Source organism: uncultured Nitratireductor sp. (assembly GCF_913053745.1).
Lineage (GTDB): Bacteria > Pseudomonadota > Alphaproteobacteria > Rhizobiales > Rhizobiaceae > Nitratireductor.
In genome coordinates, this window is the sequence record NZ_CAJXGF010000091.1 from 1 (window position 1) to 19,448 (window position 19,448).

Sequence of the window (19,448 nt, forward strand, 5' to 3'; positions counted from 1 at the left end):
CATCGAAATGGGTGCCGGTGTGCTCGCTGCAGGTGAAGTTGTGCCATTTCCACGCCGGGCCGCGATGGTCGTAGGCGGACACCTCTTCCATGCGGAAGCGGGCGCACTGGCCGAATTCGGGCGGCAGCACGATGACCGGAAAATCCTGATCGAGCGTGTGGGTGAGGTCCACCACCTCGATTGCGCCGGTGGCGAGCGCCTCCGCCAGATTGCCCAGAAGGGCGGATGGATCGGTTGCGTGGATGGTCATGCGCCGCCTCCGTCGGTTTCGCTCATTTCGCGCTCCAGCACTTTTGCGCCGGTGCGCCAGCGCTCGATCAGGTCTTTCGCCACATCGCCGACGAACACATCTTCCAGCCCGTCTTTGAGGCCGGAGACGATGGCCCGGGCAAGTGCTGCGGGCGCGACCTTGGGCGGCGGCAGGGGCTGGTGCCATGCGTCATCCGTCGGGCCGGTATAGACGTTCATCACGCGCACGCCGCCGGGGCGCATCTCAGCACGCAGGCACTGCGACAGCGAGTAGGCGGCGGCGCTGGATGCGGAAAACGCGCCAAAGGCCGGCATGTTGGAATAAGCGTAGACCGACAGGATGTTGACCCAGGCGGCGGCGCTGTTGTCGCCATCTGCGCCGCGCCCGCGCATGGCCGGGCCGAAGGACTGGGCAAGCCGCATCAGGCCGAGATAGTTCACCTCCATCTCGTCGCGGGCGAACACGGTGTCTCCACGGTCCATGATGCCGCCGGGGCGCACGAAGCGGGCATTGTTGACGAGAATGTCCGTCTTGCCCCCGATCTCGCCGGCCAGCTCGGCGACCGACGCGGTGTCGGTGACGTCGAGCGGCACGATCTGGACATTGGGGATCGCCTCGAGTGCTGCGCGGTGCGGATAGGGTCGCCAGCCTTCCGGCTCGCCGATGAAGATGATCGATGCCCCGGCCTTGGCGAAGGCTTCCGCCAGCGCCACGGCGTTTTCGCTGCGTGCATCGGTGATGAGCACACGGCGGAATTTCGGATCGGCGGTGATTTCGCGCAGTTGCGGATCGTCTTCCATGTTGGGCGTCCCTTCGGGAGGCAGGACGTAGAGAACGCCCTGGCCCGACTTGTCGAGCCGGTTGATGATGCGCACCCGGCCGCCGCGCGGCACATCGCCATGGACATGGCACATGACGGAGGGGCCGGCGTCGAGCCGGACGGTGCCGACACGCCAGGGGGTGCGTTCGCGGAAATAGGTATTGGTGCTGGTGCGCACCGTGGTTTCGGCGATCAGTTCGCCCGCCGGGTCGATGTCGCGCCATGGCAGGTCGGTCGACAGGCAGGTGGAGCAGGCGTCGCGCGGCGGATATTGCAGCGCGCCGCATTCGCCGCAGACCTGCAGCATGAAGCGCCCTTCGGCGGCAGCCGCCGTGAGTCCCAGCGCCGCGCGGCTTCTGAGGCCCGAGGGCAGTGTCTGTGTGCGGGTGCGTTTTTGCGGGTCCTTTTTCGGCGGCGGCAGGATGGCGTCGGTCATGTCCCCGCTCCTGAAATGATGGCCGCACTGGAGCAGACGCCACGATCGTAATTGATCATGCCGAAGCCCGAGACCATGGCGGTTCGGGCACCTTCCACCTGGGTGGGGCCGGCTGTGCCGGTGACCTGGCGGATGGCCTCGACCATCCCGATGAAGCCGCCGGCGGCTCCCGCCTGTCCGGCCGAAAGCTGACCGCCCGACGTGTTGTGCGGAAAATCGCCTGCAATGGTGAGATCGCGCTCGCGCACGAAGGTCGGTCCGTCTCCCTTTTTGCAGAACCCCAGATCCTCGAACTGCATCATGGAAATAACCGGGTAGTCGTCATAGGTCTGCAAGAGGTCCATGTCGTCGGGCCTGGCGTCGGCCATGGCGTAAAGCTCGTCGATATCCATGGCCCAGCCGCCGCGCATCTGGATCGGGTCTTCGGGGAAGGCGTTGTGGCGTTCGATGCTGCCGCGAATATGCGCGTAGGGAAGGCCGGCGGCGCGGGCGTCCTCCTCTCGCATCACGAGAAACGCTTCTGCGCCGCTGACGGGCATGACGCAATCGAACAGTGCGATGGGATCGGAGACCATGCGCGCGCCGAGATACTGGTCCATGGTGAGCGGCTTTTTCATCACCGCGTGCGGGTTCTGGAGCGCATTGTCGCGCTGGGCGACGCAGATGCGTCCGAAATCCTCGCGGGTCGCGCCATAGGCGCTCATGTAATGATCGGTCAGGAGCGCGAAACAGGCATTCGGCCCGCCTGCACCATAGGGATAGGAGGCGTCCTGCGCGAAGCGGCTGAAGCTTGAGAGCATGCGCCGGAAACTGTCGACATGGTTGGTATCGCCGGCAACGCAGGCGACGATGTCGGCGTCGCCCGCCTGCACGGCGCGGGCTGCACGCCTGAGCGCCACGCCGCCGCTTGCCCCGCCCATGGGGATGTGATCGAGCCAGCGTGGCGTGAGGCCGAGATGTTGGGTCAGCCCCACTGCCGTGTCGGGAAAGAGCGTGAAGCTTGAAACCGAGAAGCCGTCGACATCGCGGGGGCTGAGGCCGGCGCTTTGAAGCGACTGGCGCAGCGCGCGGGCGATCCACCAATGTGCCGTTTCCTTGGAGAAACGCTGATAGGGCGTGGTGGCGGGCGCGGCGAGCACCACGCCCTCATAGCCCATCCGTCTTGAGGTGCGACCCGCCATCAGGCCGCGCGCCTTTTCTTCATGGAGCGTGTGTCGACCGTTCCCGGATCGGTGAGAAGCCGGGCGACCAGTGTTTTCAGTTCGCCGCGCTGGATCTTCTGCGTCGAGGTCAGGGGCAGGGCGTCGACGAAGGCGATGTAGCCCGGAACCTTGTAATAGGCGACGCGGTCCAGACACCATTCGGCAATCTCGCGGGCGCGTGCCTCATTGCGCGCGCCGCTCTCGACCACGAGACAGGCGAAGACCTCGTCGCCGCGCAGCTCGTCGGGTGCCGCGGCAACCGCCGCGGCCTTGATCTCGGGATGCTGCATGAGGAAGGATTCCACCTCAACGGCGGCGATGTTTTCGCCGGAACGGCGGATCACGTTCTTCTTGCGGTCGACGAAGAAGAAGTCGCCATCGGCGTCGCGCATGACGATGTCGCCGGTGTGGAACCAGCCGCCTTCCCACGCCTCGGCGGTGGCCTCGGGGTTGGCGTAATATTCGGAGAAGAAGCCGAAACGCGGATCCTCGCCGGCATGGCGCACCAGAAGTTCGCCGGGCTGGCCGGGGGCTGCCTCGCTGCCGTCGTCGGCGACCACGCGGGCCTCGATGTCCGGGCCGGGCTGGCCAAGGCAGTTCGTGCCGCGCTTGCGGGGCTCGTGATTGGCGACGATGACCGCGCCGGCCCCCGTCTCCGTCATCGCCCAGCCTTCGATCAGCGGAATGCCGAAACGCTCCTCGAACGGGCCGTGCAGCTTGGGATCGATGCCCGCGCCGAAGCCGAAGCGCACATTGTGCGCCCTGTCCTGTTCCGTGGGTTCGGCCTTCATGAGAATGGACGGCATGACGCCCAGATAATGCAGGCAGGTGGCTCGGCTGTCACGCACGCTCTGCCACCAGCTGCGCGGGTGGAAACGGTCGAGCGCGATGAGGCAGCCGCCGAACGTGACCATCGCCATCAGCGAATAGGCCATGGCGTTCATGTGGAAGATCGGCAGCGGCGTGATCATGCGTTCGCCGTCTTCGTTCATGGCGCAAAGGCCGCCCGCCTTCGCGTACCAGCGGCCCGAATGCAGGAAATAGAGGTTTGACAGGACGCAGCCTTTGGGCTTGCCCGTGGTGCCGGAGGTGTAGAGCATGGCCGCTTCGCGGGTGAGCGGTGCGCCCTGCGGCGTCTCCATGCCGGCAAAGCGTGGATCGAGCGGCGGGGTGTCGGCCTCTGGCGTGACGACCGGAAAGCCGACGCCGGAGGCGGCTGCCGCCTGTTCCAGATCCGCCACGCGGCTTGAAATGGCAACCGCCAGAACCGGTCGCGCATGGCCGGCCATGTATTCCAGCTCGGCAGATTGCAGATCCGGATTGACCGGCACGACCGAGAGCCCGAGCGCATTTAAGGCGAACCAGTGCAGGAAGAAGCCCGGCCGATTTTCCATCAGGAGCATGACGCGCATCCCGGTGCGGTAGCCGCCGGCGTCATAGGCGTCCCTCAGGCGCTCGATCTCGGCGAGGGCTGCGCCATAGGAGAGTTCGCCGGCGGGGATGCCGTAGACGGTCGCTGTCTCCTCCAGCACGTGCAGGAAGGGGCGCTCGGGCCAGCGGCGGGCGGTGTCGGCAAAGGCCGCGAACACGGTGTCGAACGGCGGGATCTGCGATTTCATCTGCTGCGCGCTTTCAAAGGAACATCTGGATATTGCCGAAGGCGGCATCGGAATTGAGCAGATCGACGCGCTTGTGGGTGATCTTCAGCTTTCCCTCGATGAGTTTCAATTCGTGGCGCGCCGTGGCGGCGAGCAGGATCTGGTCGTCGAGCCGTGTCTCCACATAGTGAAACGCCGTGTGGGTGACATACTCGCCCTTCTCATCGTCCACATGGTCGATGAAGGGACGGTTCAGGACATGATGGCAGCGGGTCTTCGGCTTCTGCGAAAAGGTGCGCTCGCCCTTGAAGCGCTCAACGCGCAATTTGCGCATGAAGGTGTCTTCATGCAGCAGCGAGGTAACGTGTTTGGCGTCTTCCTGATTGTAGTCGAGCGGCATCCAGTAAAAGCTGTCATGGGTCCACAGATCGAGCCATTCGTCGAAGCGGCCATCGTCCAGCATGCGGGCTTCTTCATAGACGAAGTCGATCAGATCGTCGCGGGTCGGGGCCTTCATCACGCGTCTCCTTCCATCGTCAACGTCATGTATTTTTCCCACGCGTGGAACTGGTTGCGCATCTGGCGCTCGGTGGTGCCGTTTTCGACGGCGATCTCGTCGAAATTCTCGCCTTCCTGATAGAGGCGCTGGACATTGACCCATTCGAGCCCGTCGGAATGGAGGCCCTCCTGCGCGCGCTCATACATTTCCAGATCGTCATGGCCGACCATGGAGGTGGGCGCGTTGATCATGCGGTTGTACATGGCGGTGCGCTCGAGAAGCATGTCGGGCGCGCCCACCAGCCGGTAGATGTAGCTTTCGACAAGGGTCCTGTCGGCGGCAATGGGGGTGAACAGCCGCAATTGCTGGATCGGCCCCTTGATCATGATGTTGGGGAAATAGACCGTGTTGTGGCGGTTCTCGCCGAGGATCGCCTTTGCGCGCTCCTCGCCATAGGCCTCGACCATCTGCTCGAAATAGCCGGGGATGGCCGAATAGTCGGAGTGGATCGAGTGATGCACGCCGGTGTGGCCGTGGCCGTTCGGCCAGGTGCGGATGCCCATGTTCTCGAAGAATTCGTAGGGACTCATGAAGGGGGCGATCACCTCCATGGCCATGGGCTTCTGTGTGCCCTCGGGCTTGTCCATCTTCTCCCACAGGTCGATGGCCGTGCCAGCGGAGCTTTCATGCGCGACCATGGGATGGCAGGTGTCGGTCTGGTTTTCGACCAGCATTTTCCAGTTGCAGCGATGCATGTAGCGCAGCGGCGGGCCGGCCACTTCCAGGCGGCCCTCCGGCGAGCGGTCGACCATGTTGTCGAAGGAACTCAAGGACTCGCCGAAGAAGCTTTCGAAGTCCGGACCTTCCTTGTTGAGACGGGCGAAGATGAAGCCGCGATAGTTTTTCACCGCGCCGACCGGGGCCATGCCGTGAACGGATTCGCTCTCTTCGAGCCCGGTGTCCTTGTAGCCCTTGCGCAGCGGGATCGCGAGCAGGCAGCCATTCGTCTTGAACGACCATGCGTGATAAGGGCAGCGGAAAAACTTGCCGGTGTTGCCCGTGCGGTCGATGGCGATCTTCGTGCCCTTGTGCGGGCAGCGATTGTGCAGAACATAGATCTCGTTGTCGGAGTGCCGCACCATGATGACCGGCTTTGTGCCGATCTCGGTGGTAAAGTAGTCGCCCTTGTTGGGCGTCTGGCTCTCATGGCCGACAAAGATCCAGGTGTTGGCGAAGAGATGTTTCATCTCCAGCTCGAACACTTCCTGATCGATATAGACGTCGCGGTGCACTTCTGTTGGCCGGATCAGGTTCTGAATGGCTTGCGGATTGTTCGCGTAACGGCTCATGGCTTGCTACTCCCTTGCTGGCCGCCGTCCGGTTTCCTAAAGGTCGAGGACGAGCCGGTCGGATTTTGCGCGTGATACGCAGATCTGCATGACGTCGTTGGCTTCGCGTTCGTCGTCGGTGAGGATGACGTCGCGATGATCGGGAATGCCGGACAGGACCGTCGTCTGGCAGATGCCGCAATCGCCGCGCTGGCAATCATAGATCAGGTCGACGCCTTCCTCCTCGAGCACCTCGATGATGGACTTGCCCGGCGGGATGGTGAAGACCTGACCCGTAGAGCTTATTTCCACCTCGAAGGGCTTGTCGCCCGCCTCGGCTTCATGCGCCTCGAACAGTTCGAAATGCACGTGATCCTTGGCGATGCCGCGGGCATGGGCGATTTCGCGCACCGCCTCGATCATGCCGCGCGGCCCGCACACATAGATGTGCCCCTCCGCCGTGGCCGTGCCGATCAGGGCTTTCAGGTCGATGCAGGTTTCCGGTTCGTCATCGCAATGGATTGTGAGTGCGGTGGTCTCGATGGCGTCGAGTGCGTCGACGAAGGCCAGCAGCGTGCGCGAACGCCCGGCATAATGAAACGAGAAGGGCCGGCCCTTCGCCTTGAGCTCGGCGGCCATGGAAATGAGCGGCGTTACGCCGATGCCGCCGGCGATAAGAAGAGCGGGCGCGTCGGTGTCCACGAGAGCGAAATCGTTGCGGGGCGCGGACGTTTCGATGACGTCGCCTTCTTTAAGCGCGTGCATGAAGCGGGAGCCGCCCTTGCTGTCTTCCTCAAGGCGCACGCCGAGCCGATAGGAGTCCGGGGTATCGGTGATGCCGGACTCCGCGCAGGCATTGACCAGCGAATAGTGCCGGTCGCTGCCGTCGGGCAGGACGACACGAATATGCGCGCCGGCCGAGAAGCCGGGCAGGACGCCGCCGTCGGCCGCTTCCAGCTCCAGGGTTCGAATGTGCGGGGTCAGCGCTTCGCTCGTGCGCACCTTGAGCTTCAAATCGCTCATTGCCGGTATCTCCTCCTCTGCGGCACCTCCATTGGCTCATCGGCGGGCGAGCAGCTGGCCACAGTATTCAATTAATATGAATTCGCATATTTTTGCCTGTCAAGCTTCAAACCTAAAAAAGTGAAATTTCATCTTTTTAAGCTTGAAGAGCATCAAAACTTGTGGAAGCCTCATGCACTGGAGGAGGCCGTCATGGGAGGAACAACGATGACGCGCATGATCAAAACGCTTGTATCTGCATCTATTTTATCGACGGCCATGAGCTTTGGCGCCATGGCGCAGGAGACGGTCCTGCGCATGTCGAACTGGCTGCCGCCATCTCATCCGATCGTCAGGGACATGATGCTTCCCTGGGCGGAAAAGCTGAAGGAAGCCAGCGACGGACGGATCGAGGTCCAGATTCTCGACGCGCCGCTAGGGCCGCCTCCGGCACATTTCGATCTGGCCGCCAACGGTGCCGTCGATCTGACATTCGGCGTTCATGGTTATACGCCCGGACGCTTCACTCTGACCGAAATCGCCGAGATGCCGTTCCTCGCCGATACGTCGGAGAGCCTTTCGGTGGCCTTCTGGCGTGTGTTCGAGAGCGATCTTGCCCAGGCCGAGGAGCATCGTGGCACCAAGGTGCTGGGCGTGTTCGGTCACGGACCGGGGCTTCTCTTCACCAAGGGTAAGCCTGTCTCGCCGCTGTCGGACTTGTCGGGTGCGAAGATCCGCGTTGCCGGCAACATCACCAACAAGCTCGCCGAAGCGATGGACATGGTGTCGATCCAGGCGCCGTCGCCGCAATCTTACGAGATCCTTTCGGGCGGCATTGCCGACGGCATCTTTTTTCCGGTCGAGTCCGTGCCGTTCTTCAAGCTTGAAACGCTGGTCGACAAGGCGCTCAGGGTTCCCGGCGGTCTGTACAACGTCTCGTTCTTTTTCGTGATGAACAAGGCGAAGTTCGACAGCCTGTCGGATGAAGACAAGGCGGCAATCGAAGAAGTTTCGGGCGAGGCGTTCTCGCGCATGGCCGGTCAGGCGTGGGATGCCGCGGATGCGGCCGGCATGGAAGTCATCGGCTCGACCGTCGATTTCCACGACGCCACAGAGGAAGAACTCACCGGACTGCGTGAAAAAACCCAGCCGATGTTCGACGAGTTGGCCAAGGCCTATGAGGCCAAGGGGCTCGATTTCGAGGCTGTCCTGGGCAAGCTCAAGCAGGAAATCGAAGCGGTGGCGGCTGAGTAATGACAGCTCGCTCCGGGCAGATCGCAATACGGGCAAGGCGGTGGCTGCGATTGGCGACCGCCGTGCTTTGCGGCGCATTTCTCGTGGCTTTGACGCTGGTGACGGTGGTCGATGTGATCGGCCGTTACCTCCTGTCGTCGCCGCTGCCGGGAGCTGCGGAGTATACGGAAATTCTCCTGATGGCGATCGTGTTCATGGGGTTGCCTGCGGTGTGCCTGGACGACGGTCACATCAGTGTCGATCTCGTCACGGCAAACCTGAAAGGCGTGGCCGCGCACCTGCAACTCAATCTCGCGCGCTTGCTCGTCGCCATGGTGTTGGGCCTCGTGTCCTGGCAGCTCTGGAAGCACGGAGCCCAGCTTGAGAGCTACAACGAGGTGACGGTGTATCTACGCGCACCGCTCGGGCCGTTCGCCAAGGCGACGGCAATCATTGCCGGCCTTTGTGCGGTGATCACATTCTTTATGGCAGTGTTGCGTTTGCCAAAAAGCGATGGCGGGGGCGTCTGATGGCCTGGCCGATCGGGATGGCGTTGCTGCTCACGCTTATCTTCGCCGGCGTGCCGATAGCCTTTGCGATGACCGCTGTCGGGCTGATCGGCGTCGTTTCCATCGTCGGCTGGCATCCGGCACTGTCGATGTTGGGGCAGGTCTTCTTCGACAGTGGCCGCAGCTATACGCTGTCCGTGGTGCCGCTCTTCCTGCTCATGGGCAATCTTGTGGTGCAGTCGGGCGTTGCCGGCGACCTTTATGCGGCGGCGAATGCGTGGTTACGTCACCGCAAGGGCGGGCTCGCCATGGCCACCATCGTCGCTTGCGGCGGCTTTTCCTCGGTGTGCGGCTCGTCGCTCGCCACCACGGCCACCATGGCCCGCATCTCGCTTCCGGCGATGCGCAAATACGGCTATTCCGACCGGTTGGCCGCTTCGTCCATCGCTGCGGGCGGAACGCTCGGCATTCTGATCCCGCCATCGGTGATCCTTGTCATCTACGGCATTCTGACCCAGCAGAACATCGGCAAGCTGTTTCTGGCCGGGGTGCTGCCGGGACTGGTCGGCGTTGTCGGCTACATGATTGCCGTCCGCCTGTCGCTGGTCGTCCATCGCGAGGAACTCGAAACGCAACCCAAACTGCCGCTGGTCGAGCGTTTTCAGGCTTTGCGCGGCGTGGTCTGGGCGCTGGCGCTGTTCGTCTTCGTCCTGGGCGGCATCTATCTCGGTGTGTTCACGGCAACCGAAGCTGCGGGCATGGGCGCGGGGGGCGCCTTTCTGCTTACCTTCATGCGTGGCCGTCTGACCTTGCGGGCCACGCTTTCCACGCTGTTCGACACGGCAAAAACCACGGCGGTGATGTTCTTCATCCTGTTCGGCGCGCTCTATTTCCTGAACTACGTAAACTTCTCCGGTCTGACGAGCGATCTGAGAAGTTGGATCAACGCGCTCGGCGTTGGACCTTATTCGGTCATCTTCATGATCGTGCTCATCTATCTGGTGCTGGGCTGTCTGCTCGAGAGCATTTCGATGATCACGCTCACCGTGCCGATCCTGTTTCCGATCGTCACCGGCCTCGGCTTCGATCCGATCTGGTTCGGCATTTTCGTGGTGATCGCCACCGAACTCAGCTTCATAACACCGCCCATCGGCATGAATGTCTTCGTCATGCGCACCGTCGCGCCGGACATTCCCCTGGAGCGGATTTTCGCCGGCATCGTCCCGTTCGTGGCCATGGATGTGGTGCGCCTCGGACTTTTGATCGCGCTGCCGGCGATGGCGCTCTTGATCCCCAATTCCATGTGACCGGAAGGAACGATGGCGAAAGACGAAGACAGGATCGAAATCGACGACAATACCGGATTTGTCGGAGATTATCTGCTTTATCTGCTCGCCGCGGCAAGCGACGCCGCCAGCGCGGACTTTCACGCCCATGTGCGCGAGCAGGGGCTGCGCGTGCCGGAATGGCGCATCCTCGCCTGCCTCAGCGACGAGGACGGGCAAATGGTTACGCAACTGGCACAGCTTGCGCTCATCGAACAGTCGCACCTGACCAAGATCGTCGATCAGATGGCGGCAAAGGGGTTGGTGAAACGCAGGAGCGACGAACGCGACCGGAGGCGCGTGCGTGTGTTCCTGACGGCCGCCGGAAGAGCTCTGGGCGCGCGGCTGGTGGATCAGGCACGGGCGCACGAGCATGCGATTATCGCCAGACTGCGTCCCGGCGAAGCGGCACTTCTGAAAGATGCATTGAAGCACATACACGCGCTTTACCGCGCCGGCAGCCGCGTGTCGGCGGCGCCAGCCGCAGCGCCGGTTGAACTGGAGGCAAGACCGACATGAGCGAACCCACCACGGCCAGCGGCACGTCCGAATTGCGGCTCGTGCACGAGACCGTCCACCCCGAAGGTTGGCCGACGCCGAAAGGCTATGCCAATGCCGTGATGACCGATGGCGGTCTTATTCATACGGGCGGTCTGGTCGGCTGGGATCAGGAAGGACGGTTTCCCGAGGGGTTCGTTGCGCAGGCGCATCAGACGTTTCGCAACATCCGCGATGTGTTGGCCGCCGCCGGAGCCGGACCCGAGCATCTTACCCGTCTCACTTGGTATGTGACCAGCGTGGAGGAATATCTCGCCGATCCGAAAGGGCTCGGACGGGCGTATCGCGACGTGTTCGGCCGATGTTTTCCGGCCATGGCGACCGTCGAAGTAACGCGCCTCGTCGAGCGTGACGCGCTTGTGGAGATCGAGGCGACGGCGGTTTTGCCTGCTCAAAAGTAGAACAACCATCAGCAAAAAAATGCGCGGCAATGAGGGGAGTACAGGAATGAAAGTAGCGGTTCTGGGCGGAGGCAACGGCTCTTATGCTGCGGCTGCGGATTTTGCCGAGGCGGGCCATGATGTCCGCTGGTGGCGGCGCGACCGCGCCAGTTTTGCCGATGTCGAGAAGGCTGGCGGCATCACCCTGACCGACCACGAGGGCAGCCGGAAGATCGCGGTCGTGCCGACCGACGATCTCGCTGCGGCTTTAAAAGGCGCGGAGCTGATCGTCGCGCCGACGCCGGCCTTTGCGCAGGAGGATATTGCCACGAAGCTCGCGCCGCATCTGGAGGATGGGCAGGTGATCTACCTGCCGCCGGGCACGTTTGGCTCCTACCTGATGATGAAGCGGATTCGCGAAGCGGATTCCAAGGCCGACATCGCAATTGCCGAGACGGGCACGCTGCCCTGGCTGACGCGCAAGCAGGGGCCGCTCGAAGTGCGCGTGACGACGCGGGCTTCGCGCCTGCCGACCGGCGTGCTTCCGGCGCGGCATACCGATCGCGCGATCAAGGCGATTGCAGCTGTGTTCCCGGCCTCCATCGAGCCCGTTGAGGATGCTTTGTCGGGCGCGCTGATGAATGCCGGCCCGATCATCCACCCGCCGCTGATCCTGATGAATGCCGGTCCCATCGAGCATTTCGACCGCTGGGACATTCACAATGAGGGCACGCAGCCCTCCATCCGCCGCACGCACACCGCGCTGGACAATGAGCGCATGGCGATCCGCGAAGCGCTGGGCTATGGCGCGCCGCATTTCCCGCTCGCCGATCACTACGAGACCAGCAACTGGATGTATGGCAATCTGGCCCATGACAAGCTGGTGGATTCCGGTGACTGGCACGAGAAACTGGACCTGAAATCCCACCGCTACATGCTGGAGGATGTGGGCATGGGGCTCGCCTTCATGGTTTCCGTCGGTGAATGGGCGGGCGTGCCCTGTCCGGTGGCGGCCGGACTTCTCGCCATTGCCGGCGCGGTGGCCGGGCGCGACTTCCGCAGTGAAGGCCGCACGATGGAGAAGATCGGGCTTGCCGGCGAAAGCCGCGAGGCGGTGCAGACCATGCTGCGCGAGGGCCTGTGATGGCTGGCGACGTGACCATCGCCTGCATCGGCGCCGGGCGCATGGGCCGGGGCATTGCCCAATGTGTCGCCTATGCCGGCCACGAGGTGCGCCTGATCGACGCCAAGGAGCGCGATGCCGAGGCCTTTGCCAAACTGCGCGACGAGGCACTGGAGGAAATTCGCACGGCGCTCGCCTCCATCGCAGCACTCGGTGCTTTCAGGGTGGATGCCGTTCCGCAGATCATGGATCGGGTCAGCGTCGTGCCGCGTGGCGAGGCGGCGGCCGGTCTTGCCGGCGTGCGCATCGTGTTCGAGGGTGTGCCCGAGGTGGCGAACGCCAAGCGCGATGCGTTTGCGCTGTTCGACACCCATGCCGAAGGCGACGCCGTTCTCGCGTCCACCACCTCGACCATGCTGTCGACGGAATTGGCGGGCTTCACCGCTGCGCCCGAGCGCTTTCTCAATGCGCACTGGCTGAACCCGGCCTTTCTGATGCCGCTGGTGGAATTGAGCCCAGCCAACGAAACCACCGAAGAGACGACGGCTTTCGTACGCGCGTTTCTTGAAGGCATCGGCAAGGTGCCGATCGTCTGCAAGGCGTCGCCGGGTTACATTGTGCCGCGCATTCAGGCGCTTGCCATGAACGAGGCGGCGCGGATCGTGGAGGAAGGCGTTGCGAGTGCCGAGGATGTCGACAAGGCGGTCACCTACGGTTTCGGCCTGCGTTTCGGCGTGCTTGGCCTCTTGGAGTTCATCGACTGGGGCGGTGGCGACATTCTCTATTATGCGAGCCGCTATCTTGCCGGTGCGTTTGACGATGAGCGCTATGCCGCCCCGGATATTATTGGTCGCAACATGGAGGAGGGCCGGATTGGTCTGAAGACCGGTTCCGGGTTTTTCGACTATGCCGATATGGATGTCGATGCCTACCGACAGCGCCGCATGGCCGCTTTCTTGAAGGCGCTCGACAATGCCGGGCTCGTGCGGCCCCCGGTGCTTTAGGGAGCAATTGAAACCAGACCGGGCGGGACAAGCCCGGAAAACCAGAGAGGACGGAAAATGTACCAAGCTACGACCAGCTCGATCGCCAGGACTGTCAGAAACGGCCTTCTTGCAACCGCGCTCACGAGCATTGCTCTTGTCGGACAGGCCAATGCTCAGGAAACGCTCAGGGCGATTTCAGCCTTTCCGCAATCGCTCGCCTTCTCGCAAAGCTTCAAGGGCTTTGTCGATCTTGTAAACGAGCGCGGCAAGGGCGTCGTACAGATCAATTATGCGGGCGGCCCGGAGATGTTCCCGCCAAACCAGCAGGTGGACGCGGTGCGTCGCGGTGTCATCGACATGCAGTATGGGCCGGCCTCCTATTATCTGGGCACCATGCCGGAGGCGGATGCCTGGGTGGGGTCCACCGTCACGGCGGCCGAAGCACGCGAAAACGGCGGCTTCGAAACCATGCAGGAAGCCTTTTCGCAGAAACTGGGTGTGAACCTGCTCGCCCATCTCGACACCGGCGTTCAGTTTTACATCTACACGATCAACGAACCGAAGCGGACCGACGATGGCGGCATCGATCTCGACGGTCAGCGCATTCGCTCGCAACCGATTTACAACTCGTTCTTCGAGGCGCTGGGTGCCATTCCCGTCTCCGTTCCGGTTCCGGATGTCTATACCGGGCTCGAGCGCAGCACGTTCGACGGTTCGGGCTGGCCCATCGTCGGCATTCAGGATCTCTCCTGGGACAAGTTCCTGCGCTACCGTATCGATCCGGGTTTCTTCCAGACGGACCTCGCCGTGGTGGTGAACCCCGCCAAATGGGACGGCCTGAGCGACGAGGCGAAGAAGATCATCAATGATGCCGCGGCCGAGTATGAGCAGACTTCCTACGAAAACTTCCAGAAGGTGATCGAGGAAACCGACAAAGCGGTCCGCGAGAACGGCATGGAGGTCATCGAACTGGAAGGCGATGCACAGGCGAAATTCCTGGATCTCGCCTATGACAGCGCCTGGAAGCGCATGAAGGATTCAGGGTCGGAATATTACGACGCATTGCGCGAAGCCTATTACGACCGCTGATTCCGTACCGGCGGGGGCCTGACCGGTCTCCGCCGCACTCCCTTTGAAAAGCTGCGCGCCATGTTTCTGATACGCCTCTACAACTGGATTATCACCGGATTGGCTGTGCTGGGCGCAGCCAGTCTCGTTTTCATTTCGCTCGCGATCATCGTCGATGTCGTGCTGCGCAACACCGGTTTCCGGCCGTTCCAGTCGACGAGCGCCATCGTCGAGTATGTGATGCTTTTTTCAACCATGGCCGCCGCACCCTGGCTGGTTCGCAACAACGGTCATGTGGCGATCTCCTCTTTCGTGGCGGCGATGCCCGAAACCATGCGCCTTCTGGCGGGCCGCGTCGTCCTTGGCCTGGCCATTGTGACGCTCGGCCTCCTGTGCTGGCGCTCGGCTGCGGTGGGGCTGGAAATGGTGCAGTCGCGCGCGGTCGACATGCGCTCCATCAACATACCCTCCTGGGTGCTATATGCCATGCTTTCGGTGGGCTTCGGCCTTATGGCGCTCGAGTTCCTGCGCATGCTGCTTCGCGGCGAAACGTACACCGGCAGCGGAGGAGCGCACTGATGGTCTGGTATGAAGCCGCCCTCCTGATGATCGGCGGGCTCCTGTTCCTGATGTTCTTCGGCATGCCGGTGGCCATCGCCTTTCTCGCGATCAACATCGTCGGCGTCTACATCTTCATGGGCGGCATGATCGGCATCGACCAGCTTGTCGCCAATGCCACCACATCCGTCACCAGCTTCGCGCTGGTGCCGGTGCCGCTGTTCCTCATCATGGGCGAGCTTCTGTTTCACACCGGGCTCGCCATCCGCGTGTTCGACGCGCTCGACAAGTGCTTCGGCGGCATCAAGGGACGGCTTTCTTATTTGACGGTTGGCGGCGGCACGATCTTCGCCACCCTGTCGGGATCGTCCATGGCCAACACGGCGATGCTCGGCACGACGCTGATGCCCGACATGATCAAGCGCGGATACAAGCCGCACATGATCATGGGGCCGATACTGGCGACCGGTGGGTTGGCGATGATCATTCCGCCATCCTCGCTGGCGGTGCTGCTCGGTTCGCTGGCGCGCATCGATGTCGGCGCGCTGCTGATTGCCGGGCTGGTGCCGGGGCTTCTGCTTGCGGCGCTGTTCATCGCGACGATCCGTATGCAGATCGCGCTCGATCCCGAAGCGGCACCCGGCTATGCGGCTGAACGGGCGCGCTTCCCCGAAATTGCCCGCGCGCTTCTGGTGGATGTGCTTCCGATGGGCATCGTTGTGTTCGCCGTGGTCGGGCTGATCCTGCTCGGCTGGGCGACGCCGACCGAATCCGCTGCCTTCGGTGCGCTGTCGGTGGTGGTGCTTGCGGCCTGCTATCGCACTCTGAGCTGGGAAGCCGTCGTTCGCTCCTTGACCGGGACGCTGAAAGTGTCGGCCATGATGCTGATGATCATCGTGGGCTCCACGACCTTTTCGCAGATCCTTGCCTTCTCCGGCGCGTCCTCCGGGCTGATCGCGTTTGCCACCAGTTTCGAGCTCAATGCCTATGTGGTGCTGGCTGTCATGTTCCTCGTCTTGCTGCTGCTCGGCATGTTCATGGATCAGCTCTCGATCATGATGCTGACCCTGCCCATTTTCATGCCGCTGGTGAGCCTTTACGGGTTCGATCAGATATGGTTCGGCGTGGTGATGCTTCTGGCGCTGGAGCTGAGCCTAGCGACCCCGCCCTTCGGTCTTCTGCTCTTCGTTATGGTGGGCGTGAGCCCGGCAGGCACCACCATCGGCCAGGTGGCGCGCGCGGCACTCCCCTATATCGCCTGCACGCTGCTTTTGGTCGTGCTGCTCGCGCTTTTCCCGCAATTGGCCCTGTGGCTGCCGGGTCTCATCAGGAGCTGACATCATGAAGATCTGGTATCAGAGCTATGTCGATTACGAGAACGGCGCGGGCTACTGGGATGAACTCAGGAAGCATCTCGACGCGATTGTCGACCCCGGCACAGAGATCGACATCAAGGGCATCACCCCGCATGACAGCTACGCCCACGCGATTGTCGAGTTTCGCTGCGCGCGCGAGGTGATCTGCAATGCGGTGCGGGCCGAGCGTGGGGGCTACGACGCTTTCATCATCGGTCACTTTCAGGACGCGGGCCTTTATGAAGCGCGCTCCGTGGTCGACATTCCGGTGCTGGGCATGGGCGAGGCGTCCATGCTGCATGCCTGCCAGCTCGGCCAGCGCTCGGGCATCGTCACCATCAACCGCCGCTACATTCCCTGGTTTCACCACCAGATCGGCAAATACGGTCTGGGAGAGCGGGTGACCGGCGTTCACGCCATGGATTTCGAGCCGGGGCAGATCCTTGCCGCCTTCGGCTCCGACGAGCGGCTGGAAACCGTTCGCGCATTGTTTGAAGAGCAGGCACGGCCGCTGGTGCGCGACGGCGTGGATGTGCTCATCCCGGGCGGTGGCATTCCCATGCTTCTGTTCTCTCAATTGCAGGCACATCGGGTGGATGGCGCGCCGGTGATCAACGGCATTCCCATTGTCGTGAAACTGGCGGAAATGGCCGTGAAGCTGCGGGCGCTCACCGGCCTCGGCGTCAGCCGCACTTCGGATTTCGTCAAGCCGCCGGAAGAGATCATTGAAGAGTTCATGACCCATCCGAAGGGACTATAAGCAAGCCGATAATTCTCCGGGTCTGTTGACTGGCTTTTGCAAAGCTGTCCCAATATCGTGGGGACGACACCGGCAGCGCCTGGAGGATTGCTATGCGTGCGGCACGCGGACTCTCCCTGTTTCTCATTCTTGTCCTCGGCTTCGTGGCCTCTGCGATGGCGCAGGATGCGCGCCGCATTGTGACCACTGAGAACGCGGATTATTTCGGTTTCGATCTGCGCACCGAAAAAGATGTCTCGCTCGATCAATGCAAGGCAGTGTGCCTGGCCGATTCGCAGTGTCGGGCGTTCACCTACAACCCCAGCGCTCAGTGGTGTTTCCTTAAGTCGGATTTCAATCGCCTCAATCCGTTTGACGGCGCAGTGGCCGGCAAGGTTCTGGTGAGTGGTGCTGCCCCTGACCTCGGCGCGCCCCCCGCCCTTCGCTTTGTTCCCGAGCATATACTGCGCGAGGCTGACGACTACCGCGCCGAAGTGGAGCGCACCGTCCGCCCCGACAATGTCGGATTCGTTGCCCTCTCGTCCGATGGCGGTCAGGCCATGGCAAATGGCGATGCCCTCGGTGCGATGCGCTCCTATGCAGTCGCCGCGCTGGTGGAGCCGCAAAACGCGACGGTCTGGTCGGCGCTTGCGCGTGCTGCAACAGTCGCCCAGCCGGCCGGCGAGATGAATCTTTACCGGTTGCAGCGTGCCGGGACCGGCGCTGCCGTCACCGCCTACAATCTGTCGCGCACCGGGGACGAACGCGCCGAGGCGCTTGCGGTCCTCGCGCCCGCGCTCGAACGGCGCAACTTGTTCCGCCCGGCGATCAGTGCCTATGAGGCAAGCCTGGCGCTCAGAAGCGCGCCCGATATTCAGGCAGCCTATGCCGACTTGAAGCGCCGCAAGGGTTTTCGCGTGGTCGACCATTCGGTGGATTCCGACAGCGCCACCCCGCGCGTCTGCGTGCAGTTTTCCGAGGAACTGGTGAAAAGCGGTGTCGACTATGCTCAGTTCGTCACCGTCGACAATCTGCGCTCCTTCGCTGTCGACCGCAGCGGCAAGGAGCTTTGCGTCAGCGGTCTGAAGCATGGCGACCAGTATCGCATCGTCATCCGGCAGGGCCTGCCGGCGGCCATCGGTGAAGTGATTGCTGAGCCCGTCCCGCTGAAGATCTACATACGCGACCGCGCGCCGTCGCTGCGCTTTACCGGCGACAATTTCGTGCTGCCGTCCTCGGCGCGCCGGGGCATTCCGCTCGTTTCGGTGAATGCCGATAGCGCGGCGCTTTCCGTCTACCGCGTCGGCGATCGCGCGCTGGCACGTCTGCTGAGCGAAGGTCAATTCTTGCGCCAGCTCAATGCGTATGGTGCGAACGAAGTGTCCGATGAGATGGGTGCGCCGGTCTGGGAAGGCACAATCGAAATCGACACCGAGCTGAACGGGGACGTGGTCACCAGCATCCCCATCGACGATGCGGTGCCTGAACGCAAGCCAGGTGTTTACATGATGACGGCGGTGCCGGCCGGCGATCGGAGTCAGGACTGGGACGACCGGGCGACGCAATGGTTTCTCGTGTCCGATATCGGGCTTTCCACCTTCGCGGGCGAGGACGGGCTTTCGGTTTTTGCGCGTTCGCTTGCAAGCGCTGCGCCGCTCGATGGATTGAAACTGAGACTTCTCGCCCGCAACAACGAGATTCTCGGGGAAGCCGAAACGGACGGCGATGGCCATGCGCGCTTCGATCCCGGTCTCGCGCGCGGCACCGCCGGGCTCGCACCGGCCGCCATCATCGCGCAAAAGGGTAACGACGATTTCGTCTTCCTCGATATGACACGAGCGGGCTTCGATCTTTCGGATCGTGGCGTGACGGGGCGTCCTTCGCCCGGCCCGCTCGACGTGTTCGCGTGGACGGAGCGCGGCATCTATCGCGCCGGGGAGACGGTGTATGCGACGGCGCTGACACGCAATCCCGCGTCCGACGCGGTGGAAGATCTGCCGCTCACCTTCATTTTCCGCCGCCCTGACGGTGTCGAGGACAGGCGCGTCGTTTCCGATGGGGCGGCGCTCGGCGGTCACGCGGTGGATCTGTCGCTGCCGGACAATGCGATGCGCGGCACTTGGGCACTCGGGATCTATGCCGATCCGAAGAAGCCGGCATTGGCGGAAAAGAATTTTCTGGTTGAGGATTTTGTGCCCGATCGCACGGAGTTCGAACTCGAGAGCGACCATGCGAGCATGCCGGTCGGCGGTGCGACGGACGTAACCGTCGATGGCCGCTATCTTTATGGCGCGCCGGCGGCGGGGCTTGCGCTTGAAGGCGAACTGACGGTCGCGCCGACACGCGAGTGGAAAGCCTTCCCGGGCTATGTCTTCGGCCTCGATGACGAAGAGGACGTGGAGGCGCTGCGCGTTTCGCTGCCCGGTTTGCCGGAGACCGATGCGAACGGCGCAGCGACCTTTCCGGTTACGTTGGACGG

Annotated in this window: 19 protein-coding genes; 12 read left to right on the forward strand and 7 right to left on the reverse strand. The window is 62.8% G+C overall.

Features of this window, described 5'->3' with window-relative positions:
* The 7 genes from QZ638_RS14905 to QZ638_RS14935 all read right to left on the reverse strand — a co-directional run.
* Positions 1–250 (reverse strand): cyclase family protein (locus tag QZ638_RS14905; RefSeq protein WP_366936245.1); only part of this gene is annotated, 250 nt, incomplete at its 3' end.
* Complete coding sequence (locus QZ638_RS14910; RefSeq protein ID WP_295812023.1) at positions 247–1,506, reverse strand: SDR family NAD(P)-dependent oxidoreductase; 1,260 nt, start codon at positions 1,504–1,506, stop codon at positions 247–249. The genes QZ638_RS14910 and QZ638_RS14905, both read right to left, overlap by 4 nt.
* Complete coding sequence (locus tag QZ638_RS14915; protein ID WP_295812025.1) at positions 1,503–2,687, reverse strand: thiolase family protein; 1,185 nt, start codon at positions 2,685–2,687, stop codon at positions 1,503–1,505. The genes QZ638_RS14910 and QZ638_RS14915 overlap by 4 nt, the downstream gene beginning before the upstream one ends.
* Positions 2,687–4,327 carry an AMP-binding protein gene (locus QZ638_RS14920; protein ID WP_295812027.1) on the reverse strand — a complete coding sequence of 547 codons (1,641 nt, stop codon included), beginning with the start codon at positions 4,325–4,327 and terminating at the stop codon, positions 2,687–2,689. The genes QZ638_RS14915 and QZ638_RS14920 overlap by 1 nt, the downstream gene beginning before the upstream one ends.
* A gap of 13 nt (positions 4,328–4,340) precedes the next feature.
* The gene (locus QZ638_RS14925; RefSeq protein ID WP_295812030.1) at positions 4,341–4,823 is read right to left on the reverse strand and encodes an aromatic-ring-hydroxylating dioxygenase subunit beta; all 483 of its coding nucleotides are present in this window, start codon (positions 4,821–4,823) and stop codon (positions 4,341–4,343) included.
* Positions 4,823–6,154: an aromatic ring-hydroxylating dioxygenase subunit alpha gene (locus tag QZ638_RS14930; RefSeq protein WP_295812033.1), complete on the reverse strand. Its 1,332-nt coding sequence runs from the start codon at positions 6,152–6,154 to the stop codon at positions 4,823–4,825. The genes QZ638_RS14925 and QZ638_RS14930 overlap by 1 nt, the downstream gene beginning before the upstream one ends.
* 36 nt (positions 6,155–6,190) lie before the next feature.
* Positions 6,191–7,156 (reverse strand): PDR/VanB family oxidoreductase, encoded by a 966-nt coding sequence (locus QZ638_RS14935; RefSeq protein ID WP_295812036.1) that lies wholly within the window; start codon positions 7,154–7,156, stop codon positions 6,191–6,193.
* A 207-nt stretch (positions 7,157–7,363) separates the two neighbouring features.
* On the opposite strand from QZ638_RS14935, the gene QZ638_RS14940 reads away from it, so the two are divergent.
* The 12 genes from QZ638_RS14940 to QZ638_RS14995 all read left to right on the forward strand — a co-directional run.
* Positions 7,364–8,389 (forward strand): TRAP transporter substrate-binding protein, encoded by a 1,026-nt coding sequence (locus QZ638_RS14940; protein WP_295812039.1) that lies wholly within the window; start codon positions 7,364–7,366, stop codon positions 8,387–8,389.
* Positions 8,389–8,898 (forward strand): TRAP transporter small permease, encoded by a 510-nt coding sequence (locus QZ638_RS14945; protein WP_295812041.1) that lies wholly within the window; start codon positions 8,389–8,391, stop codon positions 8,896–8,898. Before QZ638_RS14940 ends, QZ638_RS14945 begins: the two co-directional genes overlap by 1 nt.
* Positions 8,898–10,184 carry a TRAP transporter large permease gene (locus QZ638_RS14950; protein ID WP_295812046.1) on the forward strand — a complete coding sequence of 429 codons (1,287 nt, stop codon included), beginning with the start codon at positions 8,898–8,900 and terminating at the stop codon, positions 10,182–10,184. The genes QZ638_RS14945 and QZ638_RS14950 overlap by 1 nt, the downstream gene beginning before the upstream one ends.
* 12 nt (positions 10,185–10,196) lie before the next feature.
* Entirely contained in the window at positions 10,197–10,721 is a 525-nt protein-coding gene (locus QZ638_RS14955; RefSeq protein WP_295812048.1) for a MarR family winged helix-turn-helix transcriptional regulator, read from the forward strand.
* Positions 10,718–11,161: a RidA family protein gene (locus QZ638_RS14960; RefSeq protein ID WP_295812051.1), complete on the forward strand. Its 444-nt coding sequence runs from the start codon at positions 10,718–10,720 to the stop codon at positions 11,159–11,161. The genes QZ638_RS14955 and QZ638_RS14960 overlap by 4 nt, the downstream gene beginning before the upstream one ends.
* Positions 11,162–11,207: 46 nt before the next feature.
* Entirely contained in the window at positions 11,208–12,284 is a 1,077-nt protein-coding gene (locus QZ638_RS14965; protein ID WP_295812053.1) for an NAD/NADP-dependent octopine/nopaline dehydrogenase family protein, read from the forward strand.
* Positions 12,284–13,267 (forward strand): 3-hydroxybutyryl-CoA dehydrogenase, encoded by a 984-nt coding sequence (locus tag QZ638_RS14970; protein ID WP_295812056.1) that lies wholly within the window; start codon positions 12,284–12,286, stop codon positions 13,265–13,267. Before QZ638_RS14965 ends, QZ638_RS14970 begins: the two co-directional genes overlap by 1 nt.
* Positions 13,268–13,324: 57 nt before the next feature.
* Positions 13,325–14,338, forward strand: coding sequence for a TRAP transporter substrate-binding protein DctP (gene dctP, locus QZ638_RS14975; RefSeq protein ID WP_295812057.1), 1,014 nt, complete (start codon positions 13,325–13,327; stop codon positions 14,336–14,338).
* Between the two features lie 60 nt (positions 14,339–14,398).
* Positions 14,399–14,896, forward strand: a complete 498-nt coding sequence (locus QZ638_RS14980; RefSeq protein WP_295812059.1) for a TRAP transporter small permease — start codon at positions 14,399–14,401, stop codon at positions 14,894–14,896.
* Positions 14,896–16,212, forward strand: coding sequence for a TRAP transporter large permease (locus tag QZ638_RS14985; RefSeq protein ID WP_295812060.1), 1,317 nt, complete (start codon positions 14,896–14,898; stop codon positions 16,210–16,212). Before QZ638_RS14980 ends, QZ638_RS14985 begins: the two co-directional genes overlap by 1 nt.
* A 4-nt stretch (positions 16,213–16,216) precedes the next feature.
* Positions 16,217–16,990, forward strand: coding sequence for an aspartate/glutamate racemase family protein (locus QZ638_RS14990; RefSeq protein WP_295812061.1), 774 nt, complete (start codon positions 16,217–16,219; stop codon positions 16,988–16,990).
* A gap of 92 nt (positions 16,991–17,082) precedes the next feature.
* The coding region (locus tag QZ638_RS14995; protein WP_295812063.1) for an MG2 domain-containing protein at positions 17,083–19,448 on the forward strand (2,366 nt) is incomplete at its 3' end.

Coding starts and splice junctions, on each gene's coding strand:
- QZ638_RS14910 (WP_295812023.1), bottom strand. CDS start 1,506: ATGACCGACGCCATCCTGCCGCCGCCGAAAAAGGACCCGCAAAAACGC.
- QZ638_RS14915 (WP_295812025.1), bottom strand. CDS start 2,687: ATGGCGGGTCGCACCTCAAGACGGATGGGCTATGAGGGCGTGGTGCTC.
- QZ638_RS14920 (WP_295812027.1), bottom strand. CDS start 4,327: ATGAAATCGCAGATCCCGCCGTTCGACACCGTGTTCGCGGCCTTTGCC.
- QZ638_RS14925 (WP_295812030.1), bottom strand. CDS start 4,823: ATGAAGGCCCCGACCCGCGACGATCTGATCGACTTCGTCTATGAAGAA.
- QZ638_RS14930 (WP_295812033.1), bottom strand. CDS start 6,154: ATGAGCCGTTACGCGAACAATCCGCAAGCCATTCAGAACCTGATCCGG.
- QZ638_RS14935 (WP_295812036.1), bottom strand. CDS start 7,156: ATGAGCGATTTGAAGCTCAAGGTGCGCACGAGCGAAGCGCTGACCCCG.
- QZ638_RS14940 (WP_295812039.1), top strand. CDS start 7,364: ATGACGCGCATGATCAAAACGCTTGTATCTGCATCTATTTTATCGACG.
- QZ638_RS14945 (WP_295812041.1), top strand. CDS start 8,389: ATGACAGCTCGCTCCGGGCAGATCGCAATACGGGCAAGGCGGTGGCTG.
- QZ638_RS14950 (WP_295812046.1), top strand. CDS start 8,898: ATGGCCTGGCCGATCGGGATGGCGTTGCTGCTCACGCTTATCTTCGCC.
- QZ638_RS14955 (WP_295812048.1), top strand. CDS start 10,197: ATGGCGAAAGACGAAGACAGGATCGAAATCGACGACAATACCGGATTT.
- QZ638_RS14960 (WP_295812051.1), top strand. CDS start 10,718: ATGAGCGAACCCACCACGGCCAGCGGCACGTCCGAATTGCGGCTCGTG.
- QZ638_RS14965 (WP_295812053.1), top strand. CDS start 11,208: ATGAAAGTAGCGGTTCTGGGCGGAGGCAACGGCTCTTATGCTGCGGCT.
- QZ638_RS14970 (WP_295812056.1), top strand. CDS start 12,284: ATGGCTGGCGACGTGACCATCGCCTGCATCGGCGCCGGGCGCATGGGC.
- dctP (WP_295812057.1), top strand. CDS start 13,325: ATGTACCAAGCTACGACCAGCTCGATCGCCAGGACTGTCAGAAACGGC.
- QZ638_RS14980 (WP_295812059.1), top strand. CDS start 14,399: ATGTTTCTGATACGCCTCTACAACTGGATTATCACCGGATTGGCTGTG.
- QZ638_RS14985 (WP_295812060.1), top strand. CDS start 14,896: ATGGTCTGGTATGAAGCCGCCCTCCTGATGATCGGCGGGCTCCTGTTC.
- QZ638_RS14990 (WP_295812061.1), top strand. CDS start 16,217: ATGAAGATCTGGTATCAGAGCTATGTCGATTACGAGAACGGCGCGGGC.